At 65.4% G+C, this 25,817-nt stretch carries 23 protein-coding genes; 14 read left to right on the forward strand and 9 right to left on the reverse strand.

Going from position 1 to position 25,817, the window contains the following annotated elements:
- Window positions 1–40: 40 nt before the first annotated feature.
- The 4 genes from NHH88_01300 to NHH88_01315 all read left to right on the forward strand — a co-directional run bounded on the left by NHH88_01300 (window position 41) and on the right by NHH88_01315 (window position 5,268).
- Complete coding sequence (locus NHH88_01300; protein USX14463.1) at window positions 41–1,144, forward strand: HupE/UreJ family protein; 1,104 nt, start codon at window positions 41–43, stop codon at window positions 1,142–1,144.
- Window positions 1,145–1,255: 111 nt separating this feature from the next.
- A complete protein-coding gene (gene asnB, locus NHH88_01305) occupies window positions 1,256–3,130 on the forward strand; it encodes an asparagine synthase (glutamine-hydrolyzing) (protein ID USX14464.1) in 1,875 nt (624 codons plus the stop codon).
- Between the two features lie 15 nt (window positions 3,131–3,145).
- The gene (locus NHH88_01310; protein USX14465.1) at window positions 3,146–4,312 is read left to right on the forward strand and encodes a glycosyltransferase family 4 protein; all 1,167 of its coding nucleotides are present in this window, start codon (window positions 3,146–3,148) and stop codon (window positions 4,310–4,312) included.
- Window positions 4,313–4,407: 95 nt separating this feature from the next.
- A complete protein-coding gene (locus tag NHH88_01315) occupies window positions 4,408–5,268 on the forward strand; it encodes a transposase (GenBank protein ID USX14466.1) in 861 nt (286 codons plus the stop codon).
- Window positions 5,269–5,310: 42 nt separating this feature from the next.
- Here NHH88_01315 and lipA read toward each other — a convergent pair whose 3' ends face one another.
- From lipA to yfcF, 3 genes are read right to left on the reverse strand one after another with little or no spacing between them, the layout of a single operon-like run.
- Window positions 5,311–6,303: a lipoyl synthase gene (gene lipA / locus NHH88_01320; GenBank protein USX14467.1), complete on the reverse strand. Its 993-nt coding sequence runs from the start codon at window positions 6,301–6,303 to the stop codon at window positions 5,311–5,313.
- Window positions 6,304–6,334: 31 nt separating this feature from the next.
- Window positions 6,335–7,036, reverse strand: a complete 702-nt coding sequence (gene lipB, locus NHH88_01325; GenBank protein USX14468.1) for a lipoyl(octanoyl) transferase LipB — start codon at window positions 7,034–7,036, stop codon at window positions 6,335–6,337.
- Window positions 7,037–7,078: 42 nt separating this feature from the next.
- A complete protein-coding gene (yfcF, locus tag NHH88_01330) occupies window positions 7,079–7,702 on the reverse strand; it encodes a glutathione transferase (protein USX14469.1) in 624 nt (207 codons plus the stop codon).
- Window positions 7,703–7,824: 122 nt separating this feature from the next.
- Between yfcF and gcvA the strand changes: the two genes are divergently transcribed.
- On the forward strand, window positions 7,825–8,727 hold the full coding sequence (gene gcvA / locus NHH88_01335; protein ID USX14470.1) for a transcriptional regulator GcvA: 903 nt from the start codon (window positions 7,825–7,827) through the stop codon (window positions 8,725–8,727).
- On the opposite strand, the gene NHH88_01340 is transcribed toward gcvA, so the two are convergent.
- From NHH88_01340 to NHH88_01355, 4 genes are all read right to left on the reverse strand, one after another.
- The gene (locus NHH88_01340; protein ID USX14471.1) at window positions 8,720–8,995 is read right to left on the reverse strand and encodes a DUF493 family protein; all 276 of its coding nucleotides are present in this window, start codon (window positions 8,993–8,995) and stop codon (window positions 8,720–8,722) included. The genes gcvA and NHH88_01340 overlap by 8 nt on opposite strands.
- Window positions 8,996–9,084: 89 nt before the next feature.
- Window positions 9,085–9,879 carry a hypothetical protein gene (locus tag NHH88_01345; GenBank protein ID USX14472.1) on the reverse strand — a complete coding sequence of 265 codons (795 nt, stop codon included), beginning with the start codon at window positions 9,877–9,879 and terminating at the stop codon, window positions 9,085–9,087.
- A 38-nt stretch (window positions 9,880–9,917) separates the two neighbouring features.
- Window positions 9,918–10,703: a YjfK family protein gene (locus NHH88_01350; protein ID USX14473.1), complete on the reverse strand. Its 786-nt coding sequence runs from the start codon at window positions 10,701–10,703 to the stop codon at window positions 9,918–9,920.
- Window position 10,704: 1 nt separating this feature from the next.
- On the reverse strand, window positions 10,705–11,565 hold the full coding sequence (locus NHH88_01355) for a hypothetical protein (protein ID USX14474.1): 861 nt from the start codon (window positions 11,563–11,565) through the stop codon (window positions 10,705–10,707).
- Between the two features lie 86 nt (window positions 11,566–11,651).
- On the opposite strand from NHH88_01355, the gene NHH88_01360 reads away from it, so the two are divergent.
- Window positions 11,652–12,143 (forward strand): phage regulatory CII family protein, encoded by a 492-nt coding sequence (locus tag NHH88_01360; GenBank protein ID USX14475.1) that lies wholly within the window; start codon window positions 11,652–11,654, stop codon window positions 12,141–12,143.
- A gap of 362 nt (window positions 12,144–12,505) precedes the next feature.
- On the opposite strand, the gene NHH88_01365 is transcribed toward NHH88_01360, so the two are convergent.
- Both NHH88_01365 and NHH88_01370 read right to left on the reverse strand, forming a co-directional pair.
- Window positions 12,506–14,509 (reverse strand): hypothetical protein, encoded by a 2,004-nt coding sequence (locus NHH88_01365; GenBank protein ID USX14476.1) that lies wholly within the window; start codon window positions 14,507–14,509, stop codon window positions 12,506–12,508.
- A 104-nt stretch (window positions 14,510–14,613) separates the two neighbouring features.
- Window positions 14,614–15,255 (reverse strand): LysE family transporter, encoded by a 642-nt coding sequence (locus NHH88_01370; GenBank protein ID USX14477.1) that lies wholly within the window; start codon window positions 15,253–15,255, stop codon window positions 14,614–14,616.
- 172 nt (window positions 15,256–15,427) lie between these two features.
- Here NHH88_01370 and NHH88_01375 point away from each other — a divergent pair, with 172 nt between their 5' ends.
- From NHH88_01375 to ccoS, 8 genes are all read left to right on the forward strand, one after another.
- The gene (locus NHH88_01375) at window positions 15,428–16,360 is read left to right on the forward strand and encodes a DUF808 domain-containing protein (GenBank protein USX14478.1); all 933 of its coding nucleotides are present in this window, start codon (window positions 15,428–15,430) and stop codon (window positions 16,358–16,360) included.
- 74 nt (window positions 16,361–16,434) lie between these two features.
- Entirely contained in the window at window positions 16,435–16,863 is a 429-nt protein-coding gene (locus NHH88_01380) for a hypothetical protein (GenBank protein ID USX14479.1), read from the forward strand.
- 75 nt (window positions 16,864–16,938) lie between these two features.
- Window positions 16,939–19,050, forward strand: coding sequence for an EAL domain-containing protein (locus NHH88_01385; GenBank protein ID USX14480.1), 2,112 nt, complete (start codon window positions 16,939–16,941; stop codon window positions 19,048–19,050).
- A 111-nt stretch (window positions 19,051–19,161) separates the two neighbouring features.
- A complete protein-coding gene (locus tag NHH88_01390; GenBank protein ID USX14481.1) occupies window positions 19,162–20,811 on the forward strand; it encodes a methyl-accepting chemotaxis protein in 1,650 nt (549 codons plus the stop codon).
- 8 nt (window positions 20,812–20,819) lie between these two features.
- Window positions 20,820–22,271: an oxygen-independent coproporphyrinogen III oxidase gene (hemN, locus tag NHH88_01395; protein ID USX14482.1), complete on the forward strand. Its 1,452-nt coding sequence runs from the start codon at window positions 20,820–20,822 to the stop codon at window positions 22,269–22,271.
- 7 nt (window positions 22,272–22,278) lie between these two features.
- Window positions 22,279–23,100, forward strand: coding sequence for a sulfite exporter TauE/SafE family protein (locus tag NHH88_01400; protein USX17502.1), 822 nt, complete (start codon window positions 22,279–22,281; stop codon window positions 23,098–23,100).
- On the forward strand, window positions 23,079–25,592 hold the full coding sequence (locus NHH88_01405; protein ID USX14483.1) for a heavy metal translocating P-type ATPase: 2,514 nt from the start codon (window positions 23,079–23,081) through the stop codon (window positions 25,590–25,592). The genes NHH88_01400 and NHH88_01405 overlap by 22 nt, the downstream gene beginning before the upstream one ends.
- Window positions 25,592–25,777 (forward strand): cbb3-type cytochrome oxidase assembly protein CcoS, encoded by a 186-nt coding sequence (ccoS, locus tag NHH88_01410; GenBank protein USX14484.1) that lies wholly within the window; start codon window positions 25,592–25,594, stop codon window positions 25,775–25,777. The genes NHH88_01405 and ccoS overlap by 1 nt, the downstream gene beginning before the upstream one ends.
- Window positions 25,778–25,817 lie beyond the last annotated feature (40 nt).

Raw genomic sequence — 25,817 nt, forward strand, 5'->3', positions numbered from 1 at the left:
TAATCCGCCCTACGTGGTTCAACGAAGACTCAACTTAAACATGATGGCACGCCTCCTCATACTTTTTACGCTGCTGTTCGGCGCCATGCTGCCGGCTCAGGCGCACAAGCCGAGCGACAGCTATCTGTCGCTGACCACCCAGGGCGAAAACATCACCGGCCAGTGGGACATCGCCCTGCGCGACCTGGACTTCGCCATCGGCCTCGATCAGGATGGCGACGGCAAGCTGACCTGGGACGAAATCCGCGCGCGCCACACCGCCATCTCCGCCTACGCGCTGGAACGCCTGAAGCTATCAACCGAAAACGGTCCGTGCACAATCAACATCGCCGACCAACTGATCGACGACCACACCGACGGCGCCTACAGCGTGATGCGCTTCGGCGTCGCGTGCCAAAAACCGGTGACACAGCTAACCATCGACTACCGCCTCTTCGCCGACCTCGATCCCCAACACAAAGGCCTGCTGCGCCTGACGCACGACGGCGAGACCTCCACCGCCATCCTCGATCCGCAGCACGCGCAACAAACCCTGTCGCTAACTGCGCCGAACCGCTGGCAGCAATTCGCCACCTACATCAAGGAGGGCGTGTGGCACATCTGGATCGGCTACGACCACATCCTGTTCCTGCTATCGCTGCTGCTGCCTGCGGTGCTGCTGGCCGCGCCCGCAAACAATCTGCGCGGCTCCTTCATCGACGTGCTCAAGGTGGTGACCGCGTTCACGCTGGCGCACTCGCTGACGTTGACCCTGGCCAGCCTGTCGCTGATCGCGCTGCCGTCGCGCTTTGTCGAATCGGCCATCGCCGCCTCGGTGATACTGGCTGCGGTCAACAACATCTACCCGCTGTTCCGGGGACGGCGGCCGGTCGCGGCCTTCGTGTTCGGCCTGATCCACGGCTTCGGCTTCGCCAGCGTGCTGATCGATCTCGGCCTGCCAAAGACAGCGCTGCTGGCAAGCTTGTTTGGATTCAACCTCGGCGTGGAAATCGGGCAATTGTGCATCGTCGCACTATTCCTTCCGCTGGCATTTACGCTGCGAAATACCGTGTTCTACCGCCGCGTGCTCACCGGCGGTTCAGCCGCGATCGCCTTGGTGGCATTGGTCTGGTTCGTCGAGCGCGCGTTCGATATGCAGGTGTAGAGGGATCACGCGCGATATTGACCCACGTCGCATCCGTTGTCTTTTTGTTCAGCTACGATCAACGCCACTTTCATCGATCGCGAGAACAAAAAAATGTGCGGAATATGGGGCATGATCAACAATGGCGCAGCGCAATGCGACACCTCCGCCGCACTGGTCGCCGCCTTTCGCTATATCAATGGACGCGGGCCGGATGCGCGCGGTTCCCGACAAGTCGCCTGTTGCGGCCACGCCGTCACCTTCGCCCACAGCCGGCTTGCGGTGATCGAACTGTCGGCGCTGGGCGCGCAGCCGATGGTCGATGCGGAGTCCGGCTGGTCCATCGTCTACAACGGCGAGATCTACAACTACCGCGAAATCCGCGCGGCACTGCAAGCCGCCGGGCAAGTATTTAACGGCGGCAGCGACACCGAGGTCCTGTTGCGCGCGTGGGCGCTGTGGGGCCCGGACGCCTTGCAGCGACTCAACGGCATGTTCGCCTTTGCCGCGTTGAATGAAAGAACCGGCGAGCTCTGGCTGGTGCGCGACCGCTTCGGCGTCAAGCCGCTGCTGTGGGGACGCTGCCCGAATGGCGATATCGCTTTCGGCTCGTCGGTCGCCAGCATCGCCGGCATGGTCGGCACCGACATCGACACCGACTACTGCGCGCGCGGCGTGCGCTACAAGGCCTACGAGACCGCGCAATCCGGATCGCCCTACAAACACGTGAACGCGGTCGGCGCCGGATGCTGGGTCAAGTTCCAATTGTCGCCCGAGCGCATCGGCTTCACCCAAGGCAGATGGTATTCGCTGCGGGACGCGGTGGCCCTGCGGCGCGAGGCGATGTCGCACACGGGCGACGCCGACCTGCTCGACGAATGCCGCCAGCTGTTCGACAGCGCCGTCCAGCTGCGTTTACGCAGCGACGTGCCGGTGGCGGTATCGTTAAGCGCGGGCCTGGACTCGGCGTCGATCGCCTGCATGATGCAGCGCCATGGCGCGCGCACGCACGCGTTCTCGTTCGGCTCGCCGTCCGAACGTACGTCCGAAGGCCCCGGCACGCAATCGCTGGCCAAGGCCGCCGGCATCGGCGTCACCTACGTCTGGCCGCGCTACAGCAATTGGGACTTGTACGAGGTGCTGGAGAAGACCATGGCCTTCCAGGAAGCGCCGTTTTCGGGTTTGAGCCCGCTCGCGCAGAACGCCGTGTTCCGCGAAGTCAGCGACGCCGGCTTCAAGGTGCTGCTGGGCGGGCAAGGCAGCGACGAGATCTTCGCCGGCTACCGCAAATTCATCGTCATCGCGCTGCGCGAGGCGCTGCACCGGCGCGAGGCGAAAGACGCGTTGCGGCTGATGTATTCGTTGGGCCTGATGCTGGCGCACGAGGCCGGCCAGGCGCGCATGTACTGGCAAAACCTGAACCGCTACAAGGGCGGCAAGAGCAAGGCGGCCGCTTTCCGCCTGCTCGACTGGGAGCCCGGCGCGCACAACCTGTGGGGCGAGGCCGGCATATCGCTGCCGGACCGGCAGATCGAGGATATCCAGCAATGGAGCCTGCCCACCTTGCTGCGCTACGAGGACCGCAACTCGATGGGCTACGGCATCGAGACCCGGTTGCCGTTCATGGATTATCGGTTGATCGAATTCGCGCTGGCGCTGCCGACGCGCATGAAGATCGCCAACGGCTACGGCAAATGGATGCTGCGCCAAGCGGCCAAGGGACTGGTGCCGGACGTCGTGCGGCTCAATCGCAAGAAGCGCGGCTTCGACGTCACGCAGAACTGGATCACGCAAGGTATCGGCGCCGCGCTGCGCGGGACCATCTTCGACCATGCGACGGCGTTGCAGGGCCCCCTCAAAAGCAGCGAACAGCTCGACACGCTGCTGTCCGACGAAGCGCTGTCGCAAGACCCCGGCCTGCTCGATGAGGCCTTGCTATTGGCATGGCTGGTCGACCCGACGCGCGTGCCGCGCCGGCAGACCGGGGCCTCCAGGCTGGCGGCTTAGCGACGGAGCCGTACCATGAAAAAAGTCTGCCATTTTTCGTCGGTGCATCCGGGCCTCGACATCCGCATCTACCGTAAGCAGTGCGTCTCGCTGGCGCAGGCCGGTTTCGACGTGCACCTGGTCATCGGCGCGGACGAGACGCAGGTCGCCGAAGCGGCCGGCGCCGGAGTCACCATCCATCCCCTCGCGGCGTTGCCCGCCGGACGCTTGCGGCGCATGGTGGCGCACAGTTGGCGCTGCTACCGCACGGCCAGGGCGCTGGACGCCGATGTCTACCATTTCCACGATCCCGAGCTGATTCCATATGGCTTGCTGCTGAGTTGGCAGGGCCGCAAAGTCATCTACGACCTGCATGAGGACCTGCGCGCCGACATCCACTCGAAGCAATGGATACCGGGGCCGCTGCGCCATGTCATCGGCTCGGTCGCGCGCGGGGTCGAGCACTTCGCGGCGCGGCGCTTCGCCGCCATGGTCGCGGCCACGCCGTACATCGGCGCGCTGTTCGACAAGAGCGCGGCGCGCGTGGCGGTGATCCACAACTATCCGGCCATCAACGAGCTCGCCGGCACACCGGCGACGGTGTTGACCGCATTCCCGCGCGACAGCGTCTGCTACGTCGGCGCGATCAACGAGATGCGCGGTATCCGATACATCATCCAGGCACTGGAGATGGTGCCTGTCAAGCTGCTGCTGGCCGGCGCGTTCGACCCGCCCGCGCTGCGCGTGGAGCTAAGGACTTATCGCGGCTGGCGCCAGGTCGAGGAATACGGTTTCGTCGACCGGCAAACGGTGGGGGAGATCATGGCGCGCAGCCTGTGCGGCCTGGTGACCTTGAAGCCTGAGCCGAACTTCGTCAACGCGCTACCGATCAAGCTGTTCGAATACATGTCGGCCGGCGTGCCGGTGATCGCCTCGGACTTTCCGCTGTGGCGCGGGATTGTGGAGGATGCGGAGTGCGGGATCTGCGTCGATCCCGAAAACCCGAACGCGATCGCCAAGGCGATCAACTACCTGCTGACGCATCCCGAGGAGGCCGACGAGATGGGCCGCAACGGCAGGCGCGCGGCCGAAAGCAAGTACCGGTGGGATGGCGAGGGTGCAAAGCTGGTCGCGCTATATGCAGACATTCTGGCGGAGGTGCCAGATGCCGGCGGACGTACCCAAATCCGGGGTCAAGTCTGACATTCGGACACGCGCTCAGCCCTACTTCGAAAAAATCCGAACGGAGACTACGCCGGACTGGCATGTTCTCTCAATAGGCTGTCAGGAGACCAAGATTGGCTAGACCTCTCAGACTTGAATTTCCTGGAGCACTCTATCACGTCACTTGCCGAGGCAACCGACGCGAAAGGGTATTCTGCGACAGGCAAGATCGTCTCGTCTGGCTCGAAGAAACTGCGCGCATGTGCGACCGCTTTCACTTCGTGATTCACGCCTATTGCCAGATGACGAACCACTATCACTTGCTCATCGAAACACCCGACGGCAACCTTGGCCAGGGCATGCGGCAATTGAACAGTGTCTATTCCCGATACTATAACCGCCGCCACGACTTGGTCGGCCACGTGTTACAAGGCAGGTACCACGCAATATTGGTTCAGAAAGAAAGCTACCTGCTGGAGCTGGCGCGCTACATCGTTTTGAACCCCATTCGAGCGGGCATCGTCGATAAATTGGGAGACTGGGAATGGAGCAGTCTCCAATTTATGCTGGGGGACCGCCCGTCGCCATCGTGGATGAACACTAAGTGGCTATTGGATTCATTTGGCGAGGATCCCGTATCTGCGAGACAGGCTTATCTCGCTTTCCTGCTCTCAGGGATTGACGCGGAGAGCCCGCTTGAGCAAGTGGCTTTCCGGTGCATTTTGGGCGACGACGAATTCATCGCGCAACACCGGAAATCAGCAACGACCGAGATGTCCGGTGAAATCGCGAGGGAGCAACGGCGAGCGACCGCCTTACCGCTCGAAGGCTACGCGGCTAAATTCTCACCGCGCGAGATAGCAATGGCCGAGGCCTACCACTCTACCGTCTACACGATGAGCCAGATAGCCGCCTATTTTCAGGTCTCGGTGAAAACGGTGAGCCGTGCTATCGCCGCGCTCGAAAGAGCAGATCGCGCCGCGCCAAAAAGATGAGGTCGTGTCCGAATGACAGACTTGACCCCGTTCTTTAAGTGTTTACTCGTTGACGGCGGCCAGCACGTTATGCGCCTGCTCGTCCGCGTGGTACGAGCTGCGCACCATGGCGCCGACGGCGGCGTGCTTGAAGCCCATCTTGTACGCTTCCGCTTCGAACATCTTGAACACGTCCGGGTGCACGTACCGGCGCACCGGCAGGTGGCTGTTCGATGGCGCCAGGTACTGGCCGATGGTCAGCATGTCGATGTTGTGCTCGCGCATGTCGCGCATCACTTGCAGGATTTCCTCGTCGGTCTCGCCCAGGCCGACCATGATGCCCGACTTGGTTTTGACTTCAGGATACAGCTCCTTGAATTCCTTGAGCAGTTGCAGCGAGTGCATGTAGTCCGAACCCGGACGCGCTTCCTTGTACAGACGCGGCACCGTTTCCAGGTTGTGGTTCATCACGTCCGGCAGGCCGTCCTTGAAGATGTCCAGCGCCTTTTGCAGGCGGCCGCGGAAGTCCGGCACCAGCACTTCGATCTGGGTCTTCGGCGACAGCGCGCGGGTGTTCTGGATGCACTCGACGAAGTGGCCGGCGCCGCCGTCACGCAAGTCGTCGCGGTCGACCGAGGTGATGACCACGTAGCTCAGGCGCAGCTCGGCGATGGTGCGCGACAGGTTGCCCGGCTCTTCCTTGTCCAGCGGATCGGGACGGCCGTGGCCGACGTCGCAGAACGGGCAGCGGCGGGTGCACTTGTCGCCCATGATCATGAAGGTGGCCGTGCCCTTGCCGAAGCATTCGCCGATGTTCGGGCAGCTCGCCTCTTCGCAAACGGTGACCAGCTTGTTCTCGCGCAGGATGTCCTTGATCTCGTAGAAACGGGTCGAGGCCGACGCGGCCTTGACGCGGATCCACTCCGGCTTCTTCAGACGCTCAACTTGCTCGATCGGCACGATCTTAATCGGGATGCGCGCGGTCTTGCTGGCGCCTTTTTGCTTTTCGCTCGGGTTGTAAGCGGGGGCGATGCTGGAGGTGGTGTCAGTGGTCATTTGGCTGCGCGCCCTCGCGGGCATAGTTTGGTTATTCGTGTGTTGCTGGTGTTTCTGGCGTTGCTGGTTCTACAAGAGCCAGGACGCGTATCAGTTCGTCGGCCAGTTGCTGTTGCACGTCCGACAATTGCGCCTGGGCGCCGACGGACCGCATATCGACTGTTTCCAGTCCGGCATAGCCGCAAGGATTAATCCAGGAAAACGGGGCCAAATCCATCGCCACATTCAGCGACAGCCCATGGTAGGTGCAACCGTTGCCGCGTACTTTCAAGCCGAGCGCGGCGATTTTGGCGCCCTGCTTCGGCCCACCGGCCATGTAAATGCCCGGCGCGCCTTCAACGCGCTCACCGACGAGATTATACGCCCCTAACACATTGATGATCGCTTGCTCGATTTTATGGACGAATTGCCGGGCGTACAGCTTGCCGCCGGGCTTGTTGCGGCGCAGGTCGATCAGCAGGTAAATCACCACCTGGCCGGGGCCGTGGTAGGTGACTTCGCCGCCCCGGTCGGTCTGCACCACCGGGATGGCAGCGGCCCCGGCCAGCAGGTGGCCACGGTCGGCGCCCAGACCCAGCGTGAAGACGGGGGGATGCTCGACGATCCACAGTTCGTCGCGGGTGTCCGGCGTGCGCGCGTCGGTAAAGGCGCGCATCGCGGCGAAGGTGCTGTCGTAGTCGGCGAGACCGAGGTGGCGGATCAACGCCGGCTCGGTATGGGTAGGAGACGTCATGCCGCCATTATAAATCACCCCGCAAAGCGAGGCTGAAGGCGGTTATCCCGGCTGATGACGGGCCAGCCACTGCTGGATCGACGGACGCTGCCACTGGGCGGCGGCGTAATCCTTCAGTTTCTGCGGCACCTCGTCGCCGTTGAAGATCAGCCGGTTCAACATCATGGTCAAATCGACATCGACGATCGACCACTCGCCAAACAGATTCGGACCCTGCACCAGCTGGTCGGCGACATGGATCAACTTATCGGCGGCTGCCCGGCCGGCCTCCGTCAGCGGCGCGCTGGCCTTGCCGAAAAACACGGTTTCCGTGTCGCGCTCGACCCGCACAGGCACCAGATCGCTGCGCAGCCACGCCTGGACCTGCCGCGCCCGCGCCCGCTGACGCCGGTCTTTCGGATACAACGCCACATATTCCGGCGCCGGGAAGCTCTCCTCCAGATACTCCGTGATCGCGGTCGACTCGGTCAACACGAAATCGCCTTCCACCAATGCCGGCACCCGGGCGGTGAGTGCGCGGTCGGCGTAATCGCTGCGTTTCTGATGCCCGGCCTCCAGATCGACCGTTTGCAAGGTGAACGGCACGCCTTTTTCGGTCAGCGCCACAAAGGCGGACAGGGCGTAAGGGCTGGTGAACAGGCTATCGGCGTACAGGATAAAAGACATGGCGGCTCCGGCTTGGGTAGATTTATTCACATGTTAGACCTTGCCGTAGCGCCTGTATAACGTTATATTTTCGTGATTCTTGCTAATTTTATTCACATAGTTATCCACAGCATGCCGACCTGATGAGCGCCAGCCGCCGCCTGCCCAATTTTTCCGCTTTGCGCGCCTTCGAGGCGGCGGCCCGGCACGAGAACTTCTCGCGGGCGGCGGAAGAGTTGCATCTGACGCATGGTGCGATCAGCCATCAGGTGAGGGCGCTGGAACAGGAATTGGGCAGGCCGCTGTTCGTCCGTCACGGCCGACAGGTGAAAATAACTAGCGACGCGCTCAAATTTGCCCAGTTTTTAGGCAAATCGTTCGCCGATATCGCCGTCGCTGCCGATGCGATGCGGGCGGCCAGCGTCAACCAGCGGCTGACGGTGACGTCGATACCGTCGTTCGCGGCGCGCTGGCTGGCGCCCCGGCTCGGCCGCTTTATCGACTTGCATCCCGATATAGAGGTGGTATTGCAGTCGAGCGGGCAACTGCAGGATCTGGCGCGGGACGGCATCGATGTCGGCATCCGTTTTGGGCGGGGCAACTATCCGGGCATGGTGGTGGAGCGCCTGATGGGCGACGTCTACTACCCCGTAGTGAGTCCCCACTATCGCGATGGGCACCTGCCGGCCACGCCGCTACACCTGCCGCAGCAAACGCTGCTGCGCTCGGTCGAGCCGTGGTCGCCCTGGCTGCGGGCGGCAGGCGTCGATATGGCCGAGCCATCGGGCGGGGTGATGTTCGAGGATTTGTCGATGCTGATACGCTCCGCCGCCGACGGCAACGGGGTGGCGCTGGTGCGCCATGTGGTGGCAATGCAGGAGATCGCCTCCGGGCAACTGGTGCGGCTGTTCGATATCGCCACGCCTTGCCCGGATGAGTATTTCTTCGTCTCGCCAGCCGCCTCGGCCGACAGGCCGCAGGTGGTGGCGTTCCGCAACTGGTTGCTGGAAGAGATAGCCGCCTTCCAGCGCCAGCAACTTACATGACGATCTTGACCATCGGGTGCGCCGACAATTCGGAATACAGCGCGTCGAGCTGTTCGCGGCTGACGGCCCGCACGGTCACGGTCAGGCCGGTGTAGTTGCCCTTGGCCGAGGGACGCACTTCCATTTTGCCTTCGTGGAATTCCGGGTCATGCTTTTGCACGACCAGTACGATGGTCGGGGCGAAGTCGATATGAGTCGGCCCCATCACCTTGATCGGGAAGTCGCTCGGGTATTCGATGAGGGACTCTGACGGCGGGATCGCTTGCATATTCATTCCAATCAAAAAGAAAAACCGGCGGCATCAACACGATGCCACCGGCCTCTATTGTAGCGAATTCACGCTAACCGCCGCGTGGCTTACGATTTGCTCATCTCCAGAGCGGCCGGCGTGGCGGCTTGCTGGCCCGACAGGCGTTGCAGCCGCGCCAGCGCCGATTCGTTGCCCAGGCCGGGCTGTGTCACCGATTTGCGGATCGCTTCGAGCTCGGCCGCCTGCTCGTACGGACGCTGGCCGATATCGGTGACGATTTTCAGGCCGGCCGCCTCGTTGTTGATGGCTTGGGCGCGGCGGGTCAGCGCGTTGAGGGCGCTCGAATTGCCGCGCATGCCGGACAGGCCGGCCAGCTGGGCCTGACGCTCGGCGCGCAGCTCCTGCAAATCCTGCTGGGCCCGCGCGCTGGCCAGCGCCTGCATCGCCTTCTTGGCCGCCGAATCGAACTCGGCCAGTTGTTTGGACAGCGCGTCGACGATGGTTTGCAGCTCGTCCATGTACTGGCGGGCATCGGCCTCCTCCTGCAACTCCTGCGGCATGCGCTGCTTGTTCGACTCCAGCTCGTCGCAGAACAGGGTGATGGTCGCTTCCGAAATCTTGCCGGAGGCCAGGCGGTCGGCGAGGGTACCGGCGGCCTGCTCGTCGGTGGCGATCAACTGGCGCAGCTTGACGACGTCCGCCGCCTCCTTGTCGAAGGAGGCGCGGGCGGCCGCCAGCTTTTGCGCGGTGCTGCGCAGGCTGTCGGCCAGGCGGTCACGGTCGGCCTCGGTCGCCGTTTCCGGATCAAAATTGGCGATCGCTTCGGACACGCGGTCCCCCAAGGCGCCAAAGTGTTTGGAGATCAGGCGCGCGGTCAAACCCCAGCCATTCGAGTTGCTCATGTCGGTCTTCCTTTTTGAATTGACGTTAAAAATGCGCATCATTGGATAACGATGCGTTCCTGCTCCACCGGGATGCCGATGACAAAGTCCACGTGGATCCCGCGTTTCGATGCATCGCCGTTCACGCTGCTGATGATCTCAGTCGTGATCAGCAAATATTCGCTGCCGCCGTTGCGCAACTGGCGCACGTACGGCATGAAATACATTTCCTGGCGCAAGCCGAGGCTGCCGCTCGGGTTGTCGATCCTGGTTTCGGTGCCCGAGAAGGGCGCGATGAATTCCTCGTCGTCGCTGCCGGCGTCGCGCCAGTAGTCGATGCCCTCGTCGGTGCCGAACACCAGCTCGAGGTCGGACTCGTCCAGGCCGATATCGCCCAGCTGCGCGCGCCACAAGGTGTAGCTGCGGTCGCCCAGGCCGGCGTTGGCCAGGCCCATGTAGGCTTCCTGGTCTTCCACGGTCTCGGGTATCACGCGCGCCAGCTGGGTGCAATACATCACCTCGGCCACCTTGCCTTCGGGGTTCTGGTACACCTGTAAGAACTTTTCCTTCTCGTTCACGCCGCCCGTGTCCAGGTAATAGCGGTACAGGTCGCCCGTCTGCTTCAGGCGGATTTGCGAGACCGCGACGACGCGGTTGTCGTCGGCGTCCGGCATCGCGATCAGCGAACCGTTGGCAAGCGCGCCCAGCAGCGGAGACTGCTGCAACCGCACCAGGCTGCCGATGCGCGCGCCCAGCGGCAGGTCCTGATCGGTGCGGGGCGCGTCGGCTCCGCCCAGCTTGGCCACGCCGTTGCGCAGGTAGTTATAAGCGTCCGTCCAGCTCATCTCAATTCCTCTCGAATGAATAGTGGGGCTGTCGGGCCGCGCGCAGACTGCGCACCTTGCGCACCGCGAACACGGCCGCCCAGGCGATCCCGCTCACCAGGCCCAGCCAGGCGAACCAGCGTAGTACGCTGGCGCCGAACGACGGTTGAGGCGGCGCAGGCGTGCGCGCATTGACGGCCGGCGCATCGCCGAGGCCGGGCATGCCGGTGATCTGGCCGGCCTGGTTGATGGCCGGCGTGGGCGGCGGCACCGACCCCGCCGTGGTCGGGTAGGTCGTCGCGACTGGCGGGGTCGAAGATGTGGGGTAGGCCACCGGCTGGTTGGCCTGGCTCATTGCACGTCCCAGCATGAAGCCGACCACGCCGCTCATCAGACCGCTATTGCCGGAGGGCCGCTGCACGATGACCTGCCGCGGATAGCCGGGCGGCGCGGTGGCGCTGTTGCGGGCCGCCATCGTCTCCGGCTGCGCGGACGGGGCCGGACGCATCGGCGTATCGCCCAACGGCGGCAATGGGGCGGGCGCGCGCTCGGCGGCGCGCCGGGCTTCCAGATTGTTCAATGCCCGGGCTTGCGCCGCGCTGCGGTCGAGGTCGCGCGAGGCCGCAGATGAATTCGCCGGGCTATTGCGCGGATAGGCGGACGCCGGCGAGCCGGGCGCCTTGCCGAACGCGCCGGGACCGCTTTGACGGTTGGCCGGCGGCGCCGACGGCCGGCTCCTCTGGGTATTGCCTTTTTGTGAAGAAAATCCACTTTTGTACGTTGACGATGTGCCAAAATATGGCTGAGCTTCCGCTTGCGCCGGAGCGCAAGCGCCGAGTGCAAGGCAAAAGCTCAGCAGCAGTGCGGATTGAAGGGGCTTCATGATGTCTTTTCATAAAGAAGTTGAATAAAAAGCAGCATAGCGCCCGATCGCGGCGGATGCATCGGTAATAAAAGGCTCGCTTCACCATGACTCGCAAATACTTCGACATGAATCAACACGACGCGCTCTACAAGGTGGCGCGCAGCTATCCCGGCGGCATCGACGCGCTCGCGCAAGCGATGGGGATCTCGGTCAACGTACTGCGCAACAAGCTGGCGCCGACGATCGCCTCGCACTATCCGTCGTTCGAGGAAGTGTCGGCGGTGGTCGACCTGTGCCACCGCGCCGGCGTGGCCGATGCGCACCTGCCGCTGCACGCGCTGCTGACGCGCCACGGCATGGCCGCGTTCGTCGTCCCGCTGCCGGAGAACATCGGCGACGACGACCTGTCGCAAACGGTGTGCAAGGTGATGAGCCAGGTGGGATCGGTAGCCGAAGCGGTCTCGACGGCGCTAATGGACGGCAAGGTCACGGCCGCCGAAGCCGACCTGATCGAGCGCGAATTCCAGGGCGCGCTCTCGGCGCTGGGAGAATGGCGCGCGCGCCTGCGCCAAAAAGCCGCCCGCAGCCCCGGCTAACCAAAGCAACTCCGGGGTCAGGTCCTCCATTGCTACACAAGCTGAGCCGTCGAACGGGAAACTGCGCGCTACAGCCTAGTCCGTGTAGCAATGGAGGACCTGACCCCGGATCTGAGGGACAAAAAAAAGCCAGCCCGGAGGCTGGCGAAGACTATTCTCTCTCGGGAATTACCTAGAAAATAGCAGGGCAAATGGATGCGGTCCCGACGGCCCTGCGCGGCGGACGTTGTCGTCCTTGTCTTCGCGCTGCCGCCGTTTTGCAATGTTGCTACTGTATGCAAAGCGGCGAACCACTTCCAGCCGATTGTGACGAACTGCATTTTTTGCTGCCTGAACTGCTATTTTCCGGTTTAAACCGTCGCTCACTGCTGGTTGTGCGTCGGCCGGTTGCCGTTGTTGCGGCCCTGACCTTGTCCCTCGTTGCGCTGCGCCGGTTGGGGGCGCGGCTGTGGCTGTGGCTGCGCTTGCGGCTGGGGTTGATGAACCTGGGGCTGGTGCACCTGCGGCGGCGGTGATGGACGCGGCGCCGGCTGGAACTGCTGCGGCGCCTGGAACGGCTGCGGCTGAGGCCGCTGCGGTTGCACCTGGACCTGGTGCGGCTGCGATTGCGGCTGCGATTGCGGCTGCTGCTGCGGTTGCTGCGGCTGGAACGCCGGCCGCTGATCGCGCTGCTCGCGTTCGCGCGCTTCCCGCACATCGTCGCGCTGACGCGATGGCCGGCGGCCGTTGTCGTCGTCGCGATTGAACCGGTCGCGGTTCGGGTTGACGTGCAATATCGGCGCCGGCATCGCCCCCGGCTGCTGCACCGAAGTCTGCGGGCGCGGACGATAACCCGGCCGCAACTCGATGGCCACGTCGTTCGGATTGATCGTTTGCGCCGGCGCGTTCGGCGTGCCGAACTGTCCCGGGGCAAGCGTGGTGGTGGTCTGCGGACGACCCTGCCCGGTTTGCACTTGCGGCTGAGGCTGCGACGGCGCGGTAATCACCCGTCCCGGCTGCTGGCCATTGCTGCGCTCGAAACGATCATTGCGGTCGTTGCGGTCGTTGCGCCCAAAGCGGTCCGGCCGGCCGTCGCCGTCGCGATCCGGCCCGGGCCGCCGGCCGGGATCGCCCACCCGCGTACCCAGGCCCGGCGCCGGCGGCGCCACCGTCACCGCGTTCTTGACCAGGTTGGCCGGCGGAATCACCACGCCGCCGCGATTGACCGGCACCGTGTGGCGTCCCTCGAATTGATCACGCGGCAACATCGTCACGCCGTCGCGGCGGTCAGACCGGTCCGACCGTGGCCGGTACGGCTTGCCGTTGTAGCGCCACGTCATGCGGTCCTCGTAATGGTTCGAGACCCGGTAGTTCGGCACGTAGCGCTCGCGCGGCGACAGCGGGAACCAGCCCAGGCCGGGGCCGCGATGGTGCGGGAAACCGTCGCCGCCGACCCAGCCGACCAGCGCCGGCGCCCACACGGGACGCCCGACCGGACGGCCCGGCGCCCAGAACCAGCGGCGGTTGACCGTCACCCAGCGGCCGTAATGCGACGGCGCGTAGCCCCACGGGGCGTTGTCGACCCAGGTCCAGCCCCACGGCGCCAGCCACGTCCAGCGGCCGTCGCGGTAGGGCGCCCAATCGACCGCGACATTGCGCGGCGCCCACAGCGGGCCGTATTCGGCGCTCTCGGTCCAGTTGCCGTTGCGGTCCAGCTCCTCGTAGCCGGTGATGCCGCTCGACACATAGCGGGACGTCACCACGGCCTCCGACTGCCGGTCGCGCTCGTCGGCCCAGACATCGAAGCCGTCGCGCCGCGCCACGCTGGTGCGCACGTCGTCGCCGCTGATGTCGACCTGGCGGCCGTTGCTCACCACCACTGACGAACCGCCGCTCTCGACCCTGGCGCTGCCGCCCATCACGCTGACCTGGCTGGTATCGGCCACACGTTCGGCATCGACCCGCAACAAGCCCGGCTCGATCATCGTGATGCGCGCCTGCGGCGTGGTCAGCTCGAAGTCGCGCAGCAACTCAGGGCTGCGCACGCGGATGCTGACGCTGCCGTAATTGAGGCGCAGCCGCAGCAAATCCTCGTCCATGTCGGTGATTTCCAGGTCGGAATCGCCGTCCAGCCGCACCGCCGTCGAGCCGACCCGGAATTCGGTGCGCGCGCCGCTGGCGGTATTGATATGGTTGGCGCCGGTGACCGGCCAGTTCAGCGAGGCGGCGACCGGTTCGCTGTCGCCGTTGGGATCGTTGCTCACCAGGGTCACCTGGCCCTGGACGGCCGAAATCCGCCCCACCACGGCGGGCGGGTCGGCCAATGCAAGGGAACTGAAACCGGCCAGGATGGCCAGCACGACGGACGGGATGATCTTGCGGCTCATGGCTGCGCTCCTCTATTTACTCCACCTATAACGCCGCAGGCCGCGATTCGACTACCGGGGTTACAAATAATTGCAAAGTAAATCATACCTCAGGTGGTGGTACCTCAGGTGGTAGCGCCGCCCCGCTTGACGAAGAACAGCGCCGCGCCCACGCCCATCAGCAAGCCGCCGAACACCCGGTTCTGCTTCTTGACGGCGCCGGCGTCGCGGAAAAAGCGCTGCATCGACGACGCCAGATAGGCGTAGCTGTGCATCACCACCAGATCGATGCAGCACATGGTCGCCGCCAGGATCAGCAATTGCGGCAGCAACGGCGCATGTTGGTTAATAAACTGCGGCAGCACCGCCACCATGAAAATGATGCCCTTGGGATTGGTCGCGTTGGTCAGGAAGCCCGTCAAAAAGCGCTTGCGCGCCGAGGGCACGGCCACGGCGGCCTGTTTTTGCTGCTCGCCGATGGTCACCTTGGCGCGCCACTGGCTCAGACCGAGGTAAATCAGGTACAGCGCGCCCACCGTTTTAACGATGTTGAACGCCACTTCGGATGCCAGCAACAGCGAGCCGACCCCGGCGCCGGCGATGAAGAACACCAGCAGCAGGCCGGTCTGCAGGCCGAAAATCGTGCTGCTGGCACGGCGCACGCCGTACGACAATCCATGCGACATCGACAACACCGCGCCCGAGCCGGGCGACACGGCGATGATGCAGGCGGCGATGAAAAACCCCATCCAGGTGGCAAAACTCATAGTCATTCCATTGTTCAGGCCGCAGCGGCGCTGCGAGGCAACGCACATTGTAGCCGCGAAGCCATATCGCCGCGCCCTGCCTCTGGGTTAATATTGCTCCTTTAATATTGCTCGCTACAAGGACACCCCATGATCCCTACCACCACCCCAACCCCGCAAGGGAGCCGCTGAGATGGCCGGCTCCAGTCTGTTCGCGCTGATCGACGACATCGCCACCATCCTCGACGACGTCGCCCTGATGAGCAAGGTGGCGGCCAAGAAAACCGCCGGCGTGCTGGGCGACGATCTGGCGCTGAATGCCCAGCAGGTGGCCGGCGTGCGCGCCGACCGCGAATTGCCCGTGGTGTGGGCGGTGGCGCTCGGTTCGCTGAAGAACAAGGCCATCCTGGTGCCGGCCGCGCTGGCGATCAGCGCCTTCGTGCCCGCCGCCATCACGCCGCTGCTGATGATCGGCGGCCTCTACCTGTGCTTCGAGGGCTTCGAGAAGATCGCCCACGGCATCATGCACAAGGAAGAGAACGAGCGGCACAAAGAGGAACTGGCCGCCGCGCTCAGCGACCCCAACGCCGACATGGTGGCCATCGAAAAAGACAAGATCAAGGGCGCCGTGCGCACCGACTTCATCCTGTCGGCCGAGATCATCGTCATCGCGCTGGGCACGGTGGCGGCCGAGCCGTTCGCCAAGCAGGCGATGGTGGTGGTCAGCATCGCGCTGGTGATGACGGTGGGCGTGTACGGCATCGTCGCCGCCATCGTCAAGATGGACGACGCCGGCCTGTACCTGAGCCAGCGCGCCAACGGCGCCGCCCGCGCCCTGGGCGCCGTGCTGCTGGCCGCCGCGCCACGGCTGATGAAGCTGCTGTCGGTGGTCGGCACCGCCGCCATGTTCATGGTCGGCGGCGGCATCCTGGTGCACGGCACGCCGGGCGCGCACGACATCGTCCACCACGCCACCGAGGTGGCGGCGGCGGTCCCGGCCCTGGGACCGGTGCTGGGCTTCGTCACGCCGAGCGTGATCGACGCCGTGGCCGGCGTCATCGCCGGCGCGCTGGCGCTGGTGGTGGTCACCATCGGCGGCAAAATGTTGCGCTCGTTCAAGAAATAAGCCCGGCACGTCTGTTACGATGCACAAGCGCGCGCCAACCCGGCGCCGCTTTCCCCAACCAGCAAGGAGTACCCATGGCTCAGCCCCAACTCGGTCCCACCCCCGCCTTCGTCGCCGCCTCCTGGATCGCGCTGCTGGCGGGCGCCTGCAGCTTCATGATCGGCCTGTGGAACGCCACCATGGCCCTCAACGAAAAAGGGTATTACTTCACCATCCTGATGTACGGCCTGTTCGCCGCCGTCTCGCTGCAGAAGTCGGTGCGCGACCGCGCCGAGGGCATCCCCGTCAGCGGCCTGTATTTCGGCCTGTGCTGGCTGTCGCTGATCCTGACCCTGTGCTTGCTGACAGTCGGCCTGATGAACGCCACCCTGACCATGAGCGAAAAAGGCTTCTACGCGATGTCGTTCCTGTTAAGCCTGTTCGGCGCGGTAGCGGTGCAAAAGAACGTGCGCGACATCAGCGCCGTCAGACAACAGGCCGCCGCCCCGGTCGACCTGAAATAATCCGCGTTTCTTCCGAACTTTCACGCCCGCCCCCGCTCTAATGGCCGTAAGCCTGGCTATTGGAGCAAAAGAGGTATGGATATCATTCAGCGCCATCTGCGCATGGCGCTCGACGCCGCGCGCATGGCCATCTGGGATTCGAACATCACGGATGGCACGGTCATCAACAGCATCGTCAATTGGGTGGGCTGGGGCGCGGGTTTGCTGGGGCTTCCCCCCGGCGATCTGGCCCAGCCGTTCTCGCATTTCCTGCAATTCGTCGACCCCGAGGACCGCGACCACCTGCTCAACACCATGCAGGAGGCGGTCGATTGCGGCTCGGGCTATGACGTCGAATACCGCGTGGTCTGGCAGGACGGCAGCCAGCACTGGCTGGCCGCCAAGGCGCATGTCTTCTACAAAGAGGCCGAGCCCACCGGCACGCTCGGCATCGTCTGGGACATCACCGAACGCAAACGGATAGAGCAGGACGCCGCGCGTGCCCGCGAGCAAGCCGCCGTCACCCTGCGCTCGATCGGCGAGGGCGTCATCACCACCGACGAACACGGCAAGACCCAGTATCTGAACCGCATCGCCGAACAACTGACCGGCTGGAGCAACGACGAGGCGCGCGGCCTGGACATCGGCGCCACCTTGCCGCTGATCGACGACGACGGCGCGCCGCTGGCCGAGCACGCGGCGCTGCAATGCCTGCGGCTGCGCCAGACCATCAACATGCCGTCGCAAAACCAGCTCGTCACGCGCGAGGGGCGCCGCATCGCCGTCGAGGAATCGGCCGCGCCGATCTGGTCCGACACGGGCGAGCTGCTGGGCGCGGTGGTGGTGTTCCGCGACGTCAGCCACGAGCGCAAGCTGAGCAAGCAGCTGTCGTGGAACGCCAGCCACGACATGCTCACCGGCCTGATCAACCGGCGCGAGTTCGAGACGCAGATCGCCAACGCGCTGCACAGCGCCAAGGAGGAGGACCATGTGCACGCGCTGTTGTACATGGACCTGGACCAGTTCAAGATCGTCAACGATACCTGCGGCCACAGCGCCGGCGACCTGCTGCTGCAGCTGCTGGCCAAGATGCTGCAGACGGAGATGCGCGACAGCGACATCCTGGCCCGCCTCGGCGGCGACGAGCTGGGCGTGCTGCTGCCGCACTGTCCGCCGGACCAGGCGCTGCTAGTGGCCGACGGCATCCGCCAGTCGGTCAAGAATTTCCGCTTCGTGTGGGACAGCCGCACGTTCGAGCTGGGCGTGAGCATCGGCGTCGTCGAGATCAACCGCCACAGCAAATCGATGACCGAGCTGCTGATCGCGGCCGACCAGGCTTGCTACCTGGCCAAGGAGCGCGGCCGCAACCGCGTCCACCTGTACCAGGAGTCGGACCTGCGCCTGGCGCGGCGCCAGGGCGAGATGCAATGGGTGTCGCGCCTGAACGAGGCGTTCGAGCACCAGTATTTCCGGCTGTACGCCCAGCCCATCGTCGGCCTCGGCCCGCGCGGCGAGGTGCATGACGAGGTGCTGATCCGCATCCAGTCCGGCCCCGGCGAGCTGATACTGCCCGGCGCCTTCATCCCGGCCGCGGAGCGCTACGACATGATGACGGCGATCGACCGCTGGGTGATCCGCGCCGTATGCCGCCACGTGCGCAGCGTGAGCGAAGGCCGGGCCGGCGCGGACGCGGACGCGGAAGCTCAAGGCCGGGCGCCCGACGGCTATAGCGGCCGGTATTCGGTCAACCTGTCGGGCACCTCGCTGGGCGACGAGGGCTTGCACGACTACATCATCGAGCAATTCGCCGAGCACAACGTCGCCCCGGAACAGATCTGCTTCGAGATCACCGAGACGGCCGTCATCGCCAACCTGGTCAAGGCGCAGGATTTCATGGCCCGCATCAAGGCGCTCGGCTGCCGGTTCTCGCTCGACGACTTCGGCAGCGGCCTGTCGTCGTTCGCCTACCTGAAGGCGCTGCCGGTCGACTATCTCAAGATCGACGGCGTGTTCATCCGCGGCATCGCCAACAACCCCATCAACCGCGCGATGGTCAAGGCCATCAACGAGGTCGGCCACGTGATGGGCATCTGCACCGTGGCCGAATATGTGGAGGACGACAACACCCTGGCGGTGGTGCGCGAACTGGGCGTGGACTACGCGCAGGGCTACGCGGTCGGCCGGCTGCGCCCGCTGAGCGTGGAATAGGGCGATCGGCAATCCGGGGAATTTTGATCTACATCAATAAAATTTCAGGGTCGAATCCGTACACTGGCTGCATCTATTGTGATAGAGCAACAATTCAGCCGGAGCTACGTGATGCGCAACAATCAACCCCGCAACAAGCCAACTGTCACCAACCGTGAAGTCGACGTCCTGGACGACCAGGCCATCGTCTCGAAAACTGATTTAAAGGGCAACATTACCTATGTAAACCCATACTTCACGCAAATCAGCGGCTACGCCGAGGCCGAGTTGCTGGGCGCGCCGCAAAACATCCTGCGCCATCCGGACATGCCGGCCGAGGCCTTCGCCGACCTGTGGGCCTCGATCCAGTCCGGCACGCCGTGGACCGGCATCGTCAAGAACCGCTGCAAGAACGGCGACCACTACTGGGTGCGCGCCAACATCACCCCCATCCGCGAAAACGGCAAGACCACCGGCTACATGTCGGTGCGCGTCAAGGCCGGGCGCGAGCAGATCGCCAGGGCAGAACAGGCCTACCGCGACATCCGCGCCAAGCAAGGCCACGGCATCCGCATCAAGAACGGCCAGCTGATCCGCCCCGGCGTCGGCAACCTGCTCGCGCGCCTGGGCCACGTGTCGCTGGCGATGCGCGTGTGGCTGGCCACCAGCGTGGTCAACGTGCTGCAGGTGATCGTCTGCGCGGCCGCGCTGATGAGTGGTGGCGGCGGACACAGCTACGCCATCTTCGGCGCCACCTTCGTCGGCCTGCTGATCAACGTGTTCCTGTGGTACACCTTGCGCGTATCCGTGCTGCAGCCGCTTGACCGCGCGCTGCACGGCGCCCGCGCCATCGCCGCCGGCGACCTGTCGGGCAGCTTCGAGACCGAGGCCACCGACGAGGTGGGCCAGCTGCTGCGCGCGCTGCAGCAAATGAACAGCAACCTGATCGCCACCATCCGCGACGTGCGCGTCAATGTCGAGACGATGGCCGTGGCCACGCGCCAGATCGCCGCCGGCAACGCGGACCTGTCCGGCCGCACCGAGGCCCAGGCCGCCAGCCTGGAGGAGACGGCGTCGAGCGTTGAACAATTCTCCTCGACCGTCAAGCAAAACGCCGACAACTCGGCCCAGGCCAACGCGCTGGCGCAAAACGCCTCGACCGTGGCGGTGCAGGGCGGCGAGATCGTCGCCGACGTCATCGCCACCATGGATGAGATCAACACCTCCTCGCGCAAGATCGTCGACATCATCGGCCTGATCGAAGGCATCGCCTTCCAGACCAACATCCTGGCGCTCAACGCCGCCGTGGAGGCGGCCCGGGCGGGCGAGCAGGGACGCGGTTTCGCGGTCGTCGCCGGCGAGGTGCGCAACCTGGCCCAGCGCAGCGCCACCGCCGCCAAGGACATCAAGAACCTGATCGATATTTCGGTCGGCAAGGTCGGCGCCGGCATGGCCCAGGTCGACCGCGCCGGCGCCACCATGAAGGAGGTGGTGGCCTCGGTGCGGCAGGTAACGGCCATCATGGAGGAGATCTCGGTCGCCTCGCGCGAGCAAAGCATCGGCGTCGACCAGGTCAACTCGGCCATCGCCCACATGGATCAGGTCACGCAGCAGAACGCCGCTCTGGTCGAGGAGGCGGCCGCCGCCACCGCCAGCCTGGCGCTGGAGGCGGGCGGCCTGACGCAGGCGGTCAGCCTGTTCAAGTTCGGCCGCGCCACGCCGGTTCGTCCAACCACGCGCGCGGCCCGCAAATCGCCGCCAGCCGCGCGCCTGGCCGCGTGAGAACGGCCATGCATACCACCTCCATTCTGGGCCCCAGCCACGCCGGCGTCGGCGCCGCCTTTCCCGCCGTCGAATTCGACGCCGCCATCATCGGCAAACTGAGCCAGTCGGGGCCGCGCTACACCTCGTATCCGACCGCCGACCGCTTCACGCCGGAATTCGGCTACGGCCAGTTCCTCGAGGCGGTGGCCGGCCTGCGCATGCGCCGCAGCCAGCGGCCTTTGTCGCTGTATATCCACATCCCGTTCTGCGACACCGTCTGCTACTACTGCGGCTGCAACAAGATCGTCACCAAGGACCACGGCAAGGCCGCCACCTATCTCGGCTACCTCAAGCAGGAACTCGATATGCAAGGGCGCCTGTTCGCCGGCATCGGCCAGCTCGAGCAATTGCACTTCGGCGGCGGCACGCCGACCTACCTGAGCGACCGCCAGATGGGCGACCTGATGGCGCACCTGCGCGCCAACTTCGATTTCGCGCCGGACGCCCAGGGCGAGTATTCGATCGAGATCGATCCGCGCACCGTCAGTGTCGAGCGCGTGCACAGCCTGCGCGCGCAAGGCTTCAACCGCATCAGCCTGGGCGTGCAGGATTTCGACGCCGACGTGCAAAAGGCCGTCAACCGCATCCAGCCGGAGGCTGAAACGCGCGCCGTCATCGACGCCGCGCGTGACGCCGGCTTCCGCTCGGTCAGTATCGACCTGATCTACGGCCTGCCGAAGCAGTCCATCGCCAGCATGGAGCAAACGCTGGCCAAGGTGATCGACGCCAGCCCCGACCGCATCGCGCTGTACAACTACGCGCACCTGCCGCACCTGTTCAAACCGCAGCGCCGCATCCTCGACGCCGACCTGCCCAGCGCCGCCGTCAAACTGGAGCTGCTGGCCCTGTGCATCGCCCGCCTGTGCGCGGCCGGCTACGTCTACATTGGCATGGACCACTTCGCCAAGCCGGACGACGAACTGGCCGTGGCCCAGCGCCAGGGCCGGCTGCAGCGCAACTTCCAGGGCTATTCGACGCGCGCCGAGACCGATCTGATCGCCTGCGGCGTGTCGGCCATCAGCGCCGTCGGCGCCACCTACAGCCAGAACGAAAAGACGCTGGACGCGTATTACGAAAAACTCGACAACGGCGTGCTGCCGATCACGCGCGGCATCAAGCTCGACACCGACGACCTGCTGCGCCGCATCGTCATCCAAAAGCTGATGTGCAATTTCGAGTTGTCGATCTCGTCGCTGGAGCAAGCCTATCCGATCCGCTTCCCGCTGTACTTCGCCGACGAGCTGGAAAAGTTGAAAGCCTTCGAGGACGACGGCCTGCTGACGGTCGACGCCCACTGGATCAGCGTCACAGCCAAGGGCCGCCTGCTGATCCGCAATATCTGCATGGTGTTCGACCGCTATCTGACTTTGGCGCGCGCCGACACCACGCAGCCGTTGCGCTACTCCAAGACCATTTGACATCATGATCACCGGCTATCAGCTGCTGCCCGTCTTCCTGGTCGGATTGGCCGGCAGCGTCCATTGCGTCGGCATGTGCGGCGGCATCGTCGGCGCCATCTCGGCCAGCACGGGCAAGGCCGGCGCCACGGGGCTGCCGCGCAACGTCATTCCCATCCAGCGCGCCACAGGATTCAACGGCGGCGCGGCCGCGTTCGGCGCGCCGTCTGCCGCCCTGGCGCGGGCGATCCCGCGCGTGCTGGCCTACAACGCCGGCCGCATCGGCAGCTATATGGTGGCCGGCGCGCTGGCCGGCGGTCTGGCGAACGGCGCGCAAAACCTGGCGCAATTGGCTGGCTTGCAACTGGGCTTCTACTGGCTGGCCAATCTGATGCTCGTGGCGCTGGGCCTGTACCTGATGAACGCCTGGCACGGCCTGATCAAACTGGAGCAGGCCGGCCGCGTGCTGTGGCAGCGCGCCCAGCCGTGGATGGGGCCGGCGATGAAAACGCTGATGCCCGCCGACCGGCCGCACCAGGCCTTCGCGCTAGGCGCGCTGTGGGGATGGCTGCCGTGCGGCATGGTCTACAGCGTGCTGCTGACCGCCATGCTCAGCGGCAGCGCGCTCGGCGGCGCCGCCGTGATGCTGGCCTTCGGCCTGGGCACCCTGCCGATGCTGACCGGCCTCGGTCTTCTGGGGGCGCGGCTGCGCAACGCCCTGCAACAACGCACAGTGCGCATCGCCTGCGGCCTGCTGGTGCTCGCCTTCGGCCTGCTCGGCATCGCGCGCGCGGCGGTCGGCATCACGCCCGCCTGGCTGGATATCCTATGCTTGACACCACACCCCTGAACCAGCCGGCGGCCAAGCCGGCAACCAATCCGGACCGCGCCGCCTGCTACCACTGCGGCCTGCCGGTGCCTGCCTCCGCCCCGAGCGCCTGGACCGTGCGCATCGACGACACCGACCACGCGATGTGCTGCCCCGGCTGCGCGGCGGTGGCGCAGGCCATCGTCGATCTCGGCCAGCAATCCTATTACCGCGAGCGCTCGGCCTTCGCCGCCACCGCCGAGGGCGCGCAACTGCTGCCGCCGGAACTGCAACTGTACGACAACGCCGATCCCCGCTTCGCCCTCGACGAGCACAGCCGCGAAACCACCTTGTCGGTCGAAGGCATCCGCTGCGCAGCCTGCGTGTGGCTGATCGAAAGCCGGCTGGCGCGCCTGCCCGGCGTCGACGGCGCCCAGCTCAACGTCGCCACCGAGCGCCTGTACGTGCGCTGGCGTTCGGACGCCTGCCAGCCGGCCGACATCCTGACCGCGCTGCACACCATCGGCTACAGCGCCTATCCCTACGACGCCGGCCGCCATGGCGAACAGCAGCGCAAGGCCGCCCGCACACTGGGCCGCCAGTTGTTCGTCGCCGGGCTGTCGATGATGCAGGTGATGATGTATGTGGCGCCGGCCTATCTGGCAGAGGACGGCACCCTGGACGACACCATGGCCGCGCTGATGCGCTGGGCCAGCCTGCTGCTGACCCTGCCGGCGATCTGCTACTCGGCGCAGCCGTTCTGGCGCGGCGCCTGGACAAGTATCAAAGCCCGTGCGCCCGGCATGGACGTGCCGGTCGCGCTGGGCATTGCCGCCGCCTTCGGCGCCAGCGTCGTCGCTACCGTGCGCGGCCACGGTGGCGTCTGGTTCGATTCGGTGACGATGTTCATCTTCCTGCTGCTGTGCAGCCGCCACCTGGAACTGCGCGCGCGCCGCAAGGCCGGCGCCGCGCTCGAACGCCTGCAACACGCGCTGCCCGCCTCGGCCACCCTGCTGGCGGATTATCCCGCCAGCCGCGACCCCAGCCTGGTCAAGGCCGCCGCGCTGCTTGTGGATAACATCATCATGATCAGGCCGGGCGAGGCGGTGGCCGCCGATTGCGTCATCGTCGATGGCGCCACCACGCTCGACCTGTCCCTGCTGAGCGGCGAGAGCGCGCCGGTGGCCAAGGCGACGGGCGACGCGCTGCCCGGCGGCGCCATCAACGCCGGCGCCGTCGTGCTGGCAAGGGTGACGCGCCGCGCGCAGGACAGCACGCTGTCCAACCTGGTCAAGCTGATCGACCGCGCCGGGCGCGACAAGCCGCGCATCGCGCTGTGGGCCGACAAGGTCGCGGCCTGGTTCGTCGCCGGGCTGCTGGCGTTCGCGCTGGCGGCGTTCGGCTTCTGGTTCTGGCTCGACGGCGACGCCGCGCGCGCATGGCCGATCGCCATCGCCGTGCTGGTGGTGTCGTGCCCGTGCGCGCTGTCGCTGGCCACGCCGACGGCGCTGGCCGCCGCCACCGACCGGCTGCTGGGGCAGGGCGTGCTGGTGAGCGGCGCGCAAACGCTGGAAACCCTGCACCGCGCCACCCACGTCGTGTTCGACAAGACCGGCACCCTGACCTTCGGCCGACCGGTGCTGCAAGACGTGCAGCCGCTGGGGGCGATGCGCGACGACTTTTGCCTGCAGGTGGCGGCCGCGCTCGACGCCGGCAGCGGCCACCCGCTGGCGCGCGCCATCGTCAACGCAGCCGTCGAGGCGGGCGGCGGCGCGCGCGCCGACTGGCACGCCACGACGCTGACGGAAACGGCGGGGCGCGGCGTCGAAGGCAAGGTGCACAACCGCCTCTACCGCCTCGGCAACGCCGGCTACGTTGCCGAGCTATGCGGCTCGATGCCGCCGCACACAGTCGCCGACGGCGCCACGCCCGTCTACCTCGGCGCCGACGGTCAATGGCTGGCCTGCCTGCAACTGCATGACGGGCTGCGGCCAGACGCCCAGGCCACCGTCGATTACTTCCGCCAGGCCGGCAAGACGGTGGTGCTGCTCAGCGGCGACCACGACGTGCTGGCGCGCTGCGTCGGCGACCGGCTCGGCATCGGCACCACGGTCGGCGGCTACCTGCCCGACGAAAAGCTCGCCTTCGTGCGCCGGCTGCAAATGAAGGGCGCGGTGGTGGCGATGGTCGGCGACGGCATCAACGACGCCGCCGTGCTCAGCGCGGCCGACGTCTCGTTCGCGATGGGCGAGGGCGCCGCGCTGGCCCAGGCCCACGCGGACGCGGTGCTGCTTGGCGGGCGCCTGGGCGCGGTGGCCGACAGCGCGCGCGTGGCGCGCCGGACCATGGCGGTGATCCGCCAGAACCTGGCGTGGGCCAGCCTGTACAACCTGCTGGCGATACCGGCGGCCGCTATCGGCCTGCTCAATCCCTGGCTGTCCGGCGTCGGCATGGCGGCCAGCTCGGCCGTGGTGGTGCTCAACGCGCTGCGGCTGCGCAGACATAAGCTCGGGCGTGCAAAAAAGGAAATGTGATGGAAGCCTTATTCTTGCTGGTTCCCCTCAGCGTCGTACTGGTGTTCGCCGCGCTGTGGGTGTTCTTCAACGCCGCCGACGACGGCCAGTTCGATGACCTGGTCGGGCCGGCGCTGCGCGTGTTGCAGGACGACGACTCGCCGAAAGTAAACACCGGCGAAAAAGATCCATCCGGAAAATTTTGATCCACATCAAGGTTTTTTGAAGCCCCGAAAAGTAACCTTT

This window comes from Oxalobacteraceae bacterium OTU3CAMAD1, from assembly GCA_024123915.1.
In the GTDB taxonomy this organism is placed as follows: Bacteria; Pseudomonadota; Gammaproteobacteria; order Burkholderiales; family Burkholderiaceae_D; genus Rugamonas.

Coding starts and splice junctions, on each gene's coding strand:
- NHH88_01300 (USX14463.1), top strand. CDS start 41: ATGATGGCACGCCTCCTCATACTTTTTACGCTGCTGTTCGGCGCCATG.
- asnB (USX14464.1), top strand. CDS start 1,256: ATGATCAACAATGGCGCAGCGCAATGCGACACCTCCGCCGCACTGGTC.
- NHH88_01310 (USX14465.1), top strand. CDS start 3,146: ATGAAAAAAGTCTGCCATTTTTCGTCGGTGCATCCGGGCCTCGACATC.
- lipA (USX14467.1), bottom strand. CDS start 6,303: ATGACCACTGACACCACCTCCAGCATCGCCCCCGCTTACAACCCGAGC.
- lipB (USX14468.1), bottom strand. CDS start 7,036: ATGACGTCTCCTACCCATACCGAGCCGGCGTTGATCCGCCACCTCGGT.
- yfcF (USX14469.1), bottom strand. CDS start 7,702: ATGTCTTTTATCCTGTACGCCGATAGCCTGTTCACCAGCCCTTACGCC.
- gcvA (USX14470.1), top strand. CDS start 7,825: ATGAGCGCCAGCCGCCGCCTGCCCAATTTTTCCGCTTTGCGCGCCTTC.
- NHH88_01340 (USX14471.1), bottom strand. CDS start 8,995: ATGCAAGCGATCCCGCCGTCAGAGTCCCTCATCGAATACCCGAGCGAC.
- NHH88_01345 (USX14472.1), bottom strand. CDS start 9,879: ATGAGCAACTCGAATGGCTGGGGTTTGACCGCGCGCCTGATCTCCAAA.
- NHH88_01350 (USX14473.1), bottom strand. CDS start 10,703: ATGAGCTGGACGGACGCTTATAACTACCTGCGCAACGGCGTGGCCAAG.
- NHH88_01355 (USX14474.1), bottom strand. CDS start 11,565: ATGAAGCCCCTTCAATCCGCACTGCTGCTGAGCTTTTGCCTTGCACTC.
- NHH88_01360 (USX14475.1), top strand. CDS start 11,652: ATGACTCGCAAATACTTCGACATGAATCAACACGACGCGCTCTACAAG.
- NHH88_01365 (USX14476.1), bottom strand. CDS start 14,509: ATGAGCCGCAAGATCATCCCGTCCGTCGTGCTGGCCATCCTGGCCGGT.
- NHH88_01370 (USX14477.1), bottom strand. CDS start 15,255: ATGAGTTTTGCCACCTGGATGGGGTTTTTCATCGCCGCCTGCATCATC.
- NHH88_01375 (USX14478.1), top strand. CDS start 15,428: ATGGCCGGCTCCAGTCTGTTCGCGCTGATCGACGACATCGCCACCATC.
- NHH88_01380 (USX14479.1), top strand. CDS start 16,435: ATGGCTCAGCCCCAACTCGGTCCCACCCCCGCCTTCGTCGCCGCCTCC.
- NHH88_01385 (USX14480.1), top strand. CDS start 16,939: ATGGATATCATTCAGCGCCATCTGCGCATGGCGCTCGACGCCGCGCGC.
- NHH88_01390 (USX14481.1), top strand. CDS start 19,162: ATGCGCAACAATCAACCCCGCAACAAGCCAACTGTCACCAACCGTGAA.
- hemN (USX14482.1), top strand. CDS start 20,820: ATGCATACCACCTCCATTCTGGGCCCCAGCCACGCCGGCGTCGGCGCC.
- NHH88_01405 (USX14483.1), top strand. CDS start 23,079: ATGCTTGACACCACACCCCTGAACCAGCCGGCGGCCAAGCCGGCAACC.
- ccoS (USX14484.1), top strand. CDS start 25,592: ATGGAAGCCTTATTCTTGCTGGTTCCCCTCAGCGTCGTACTGGTGTTC.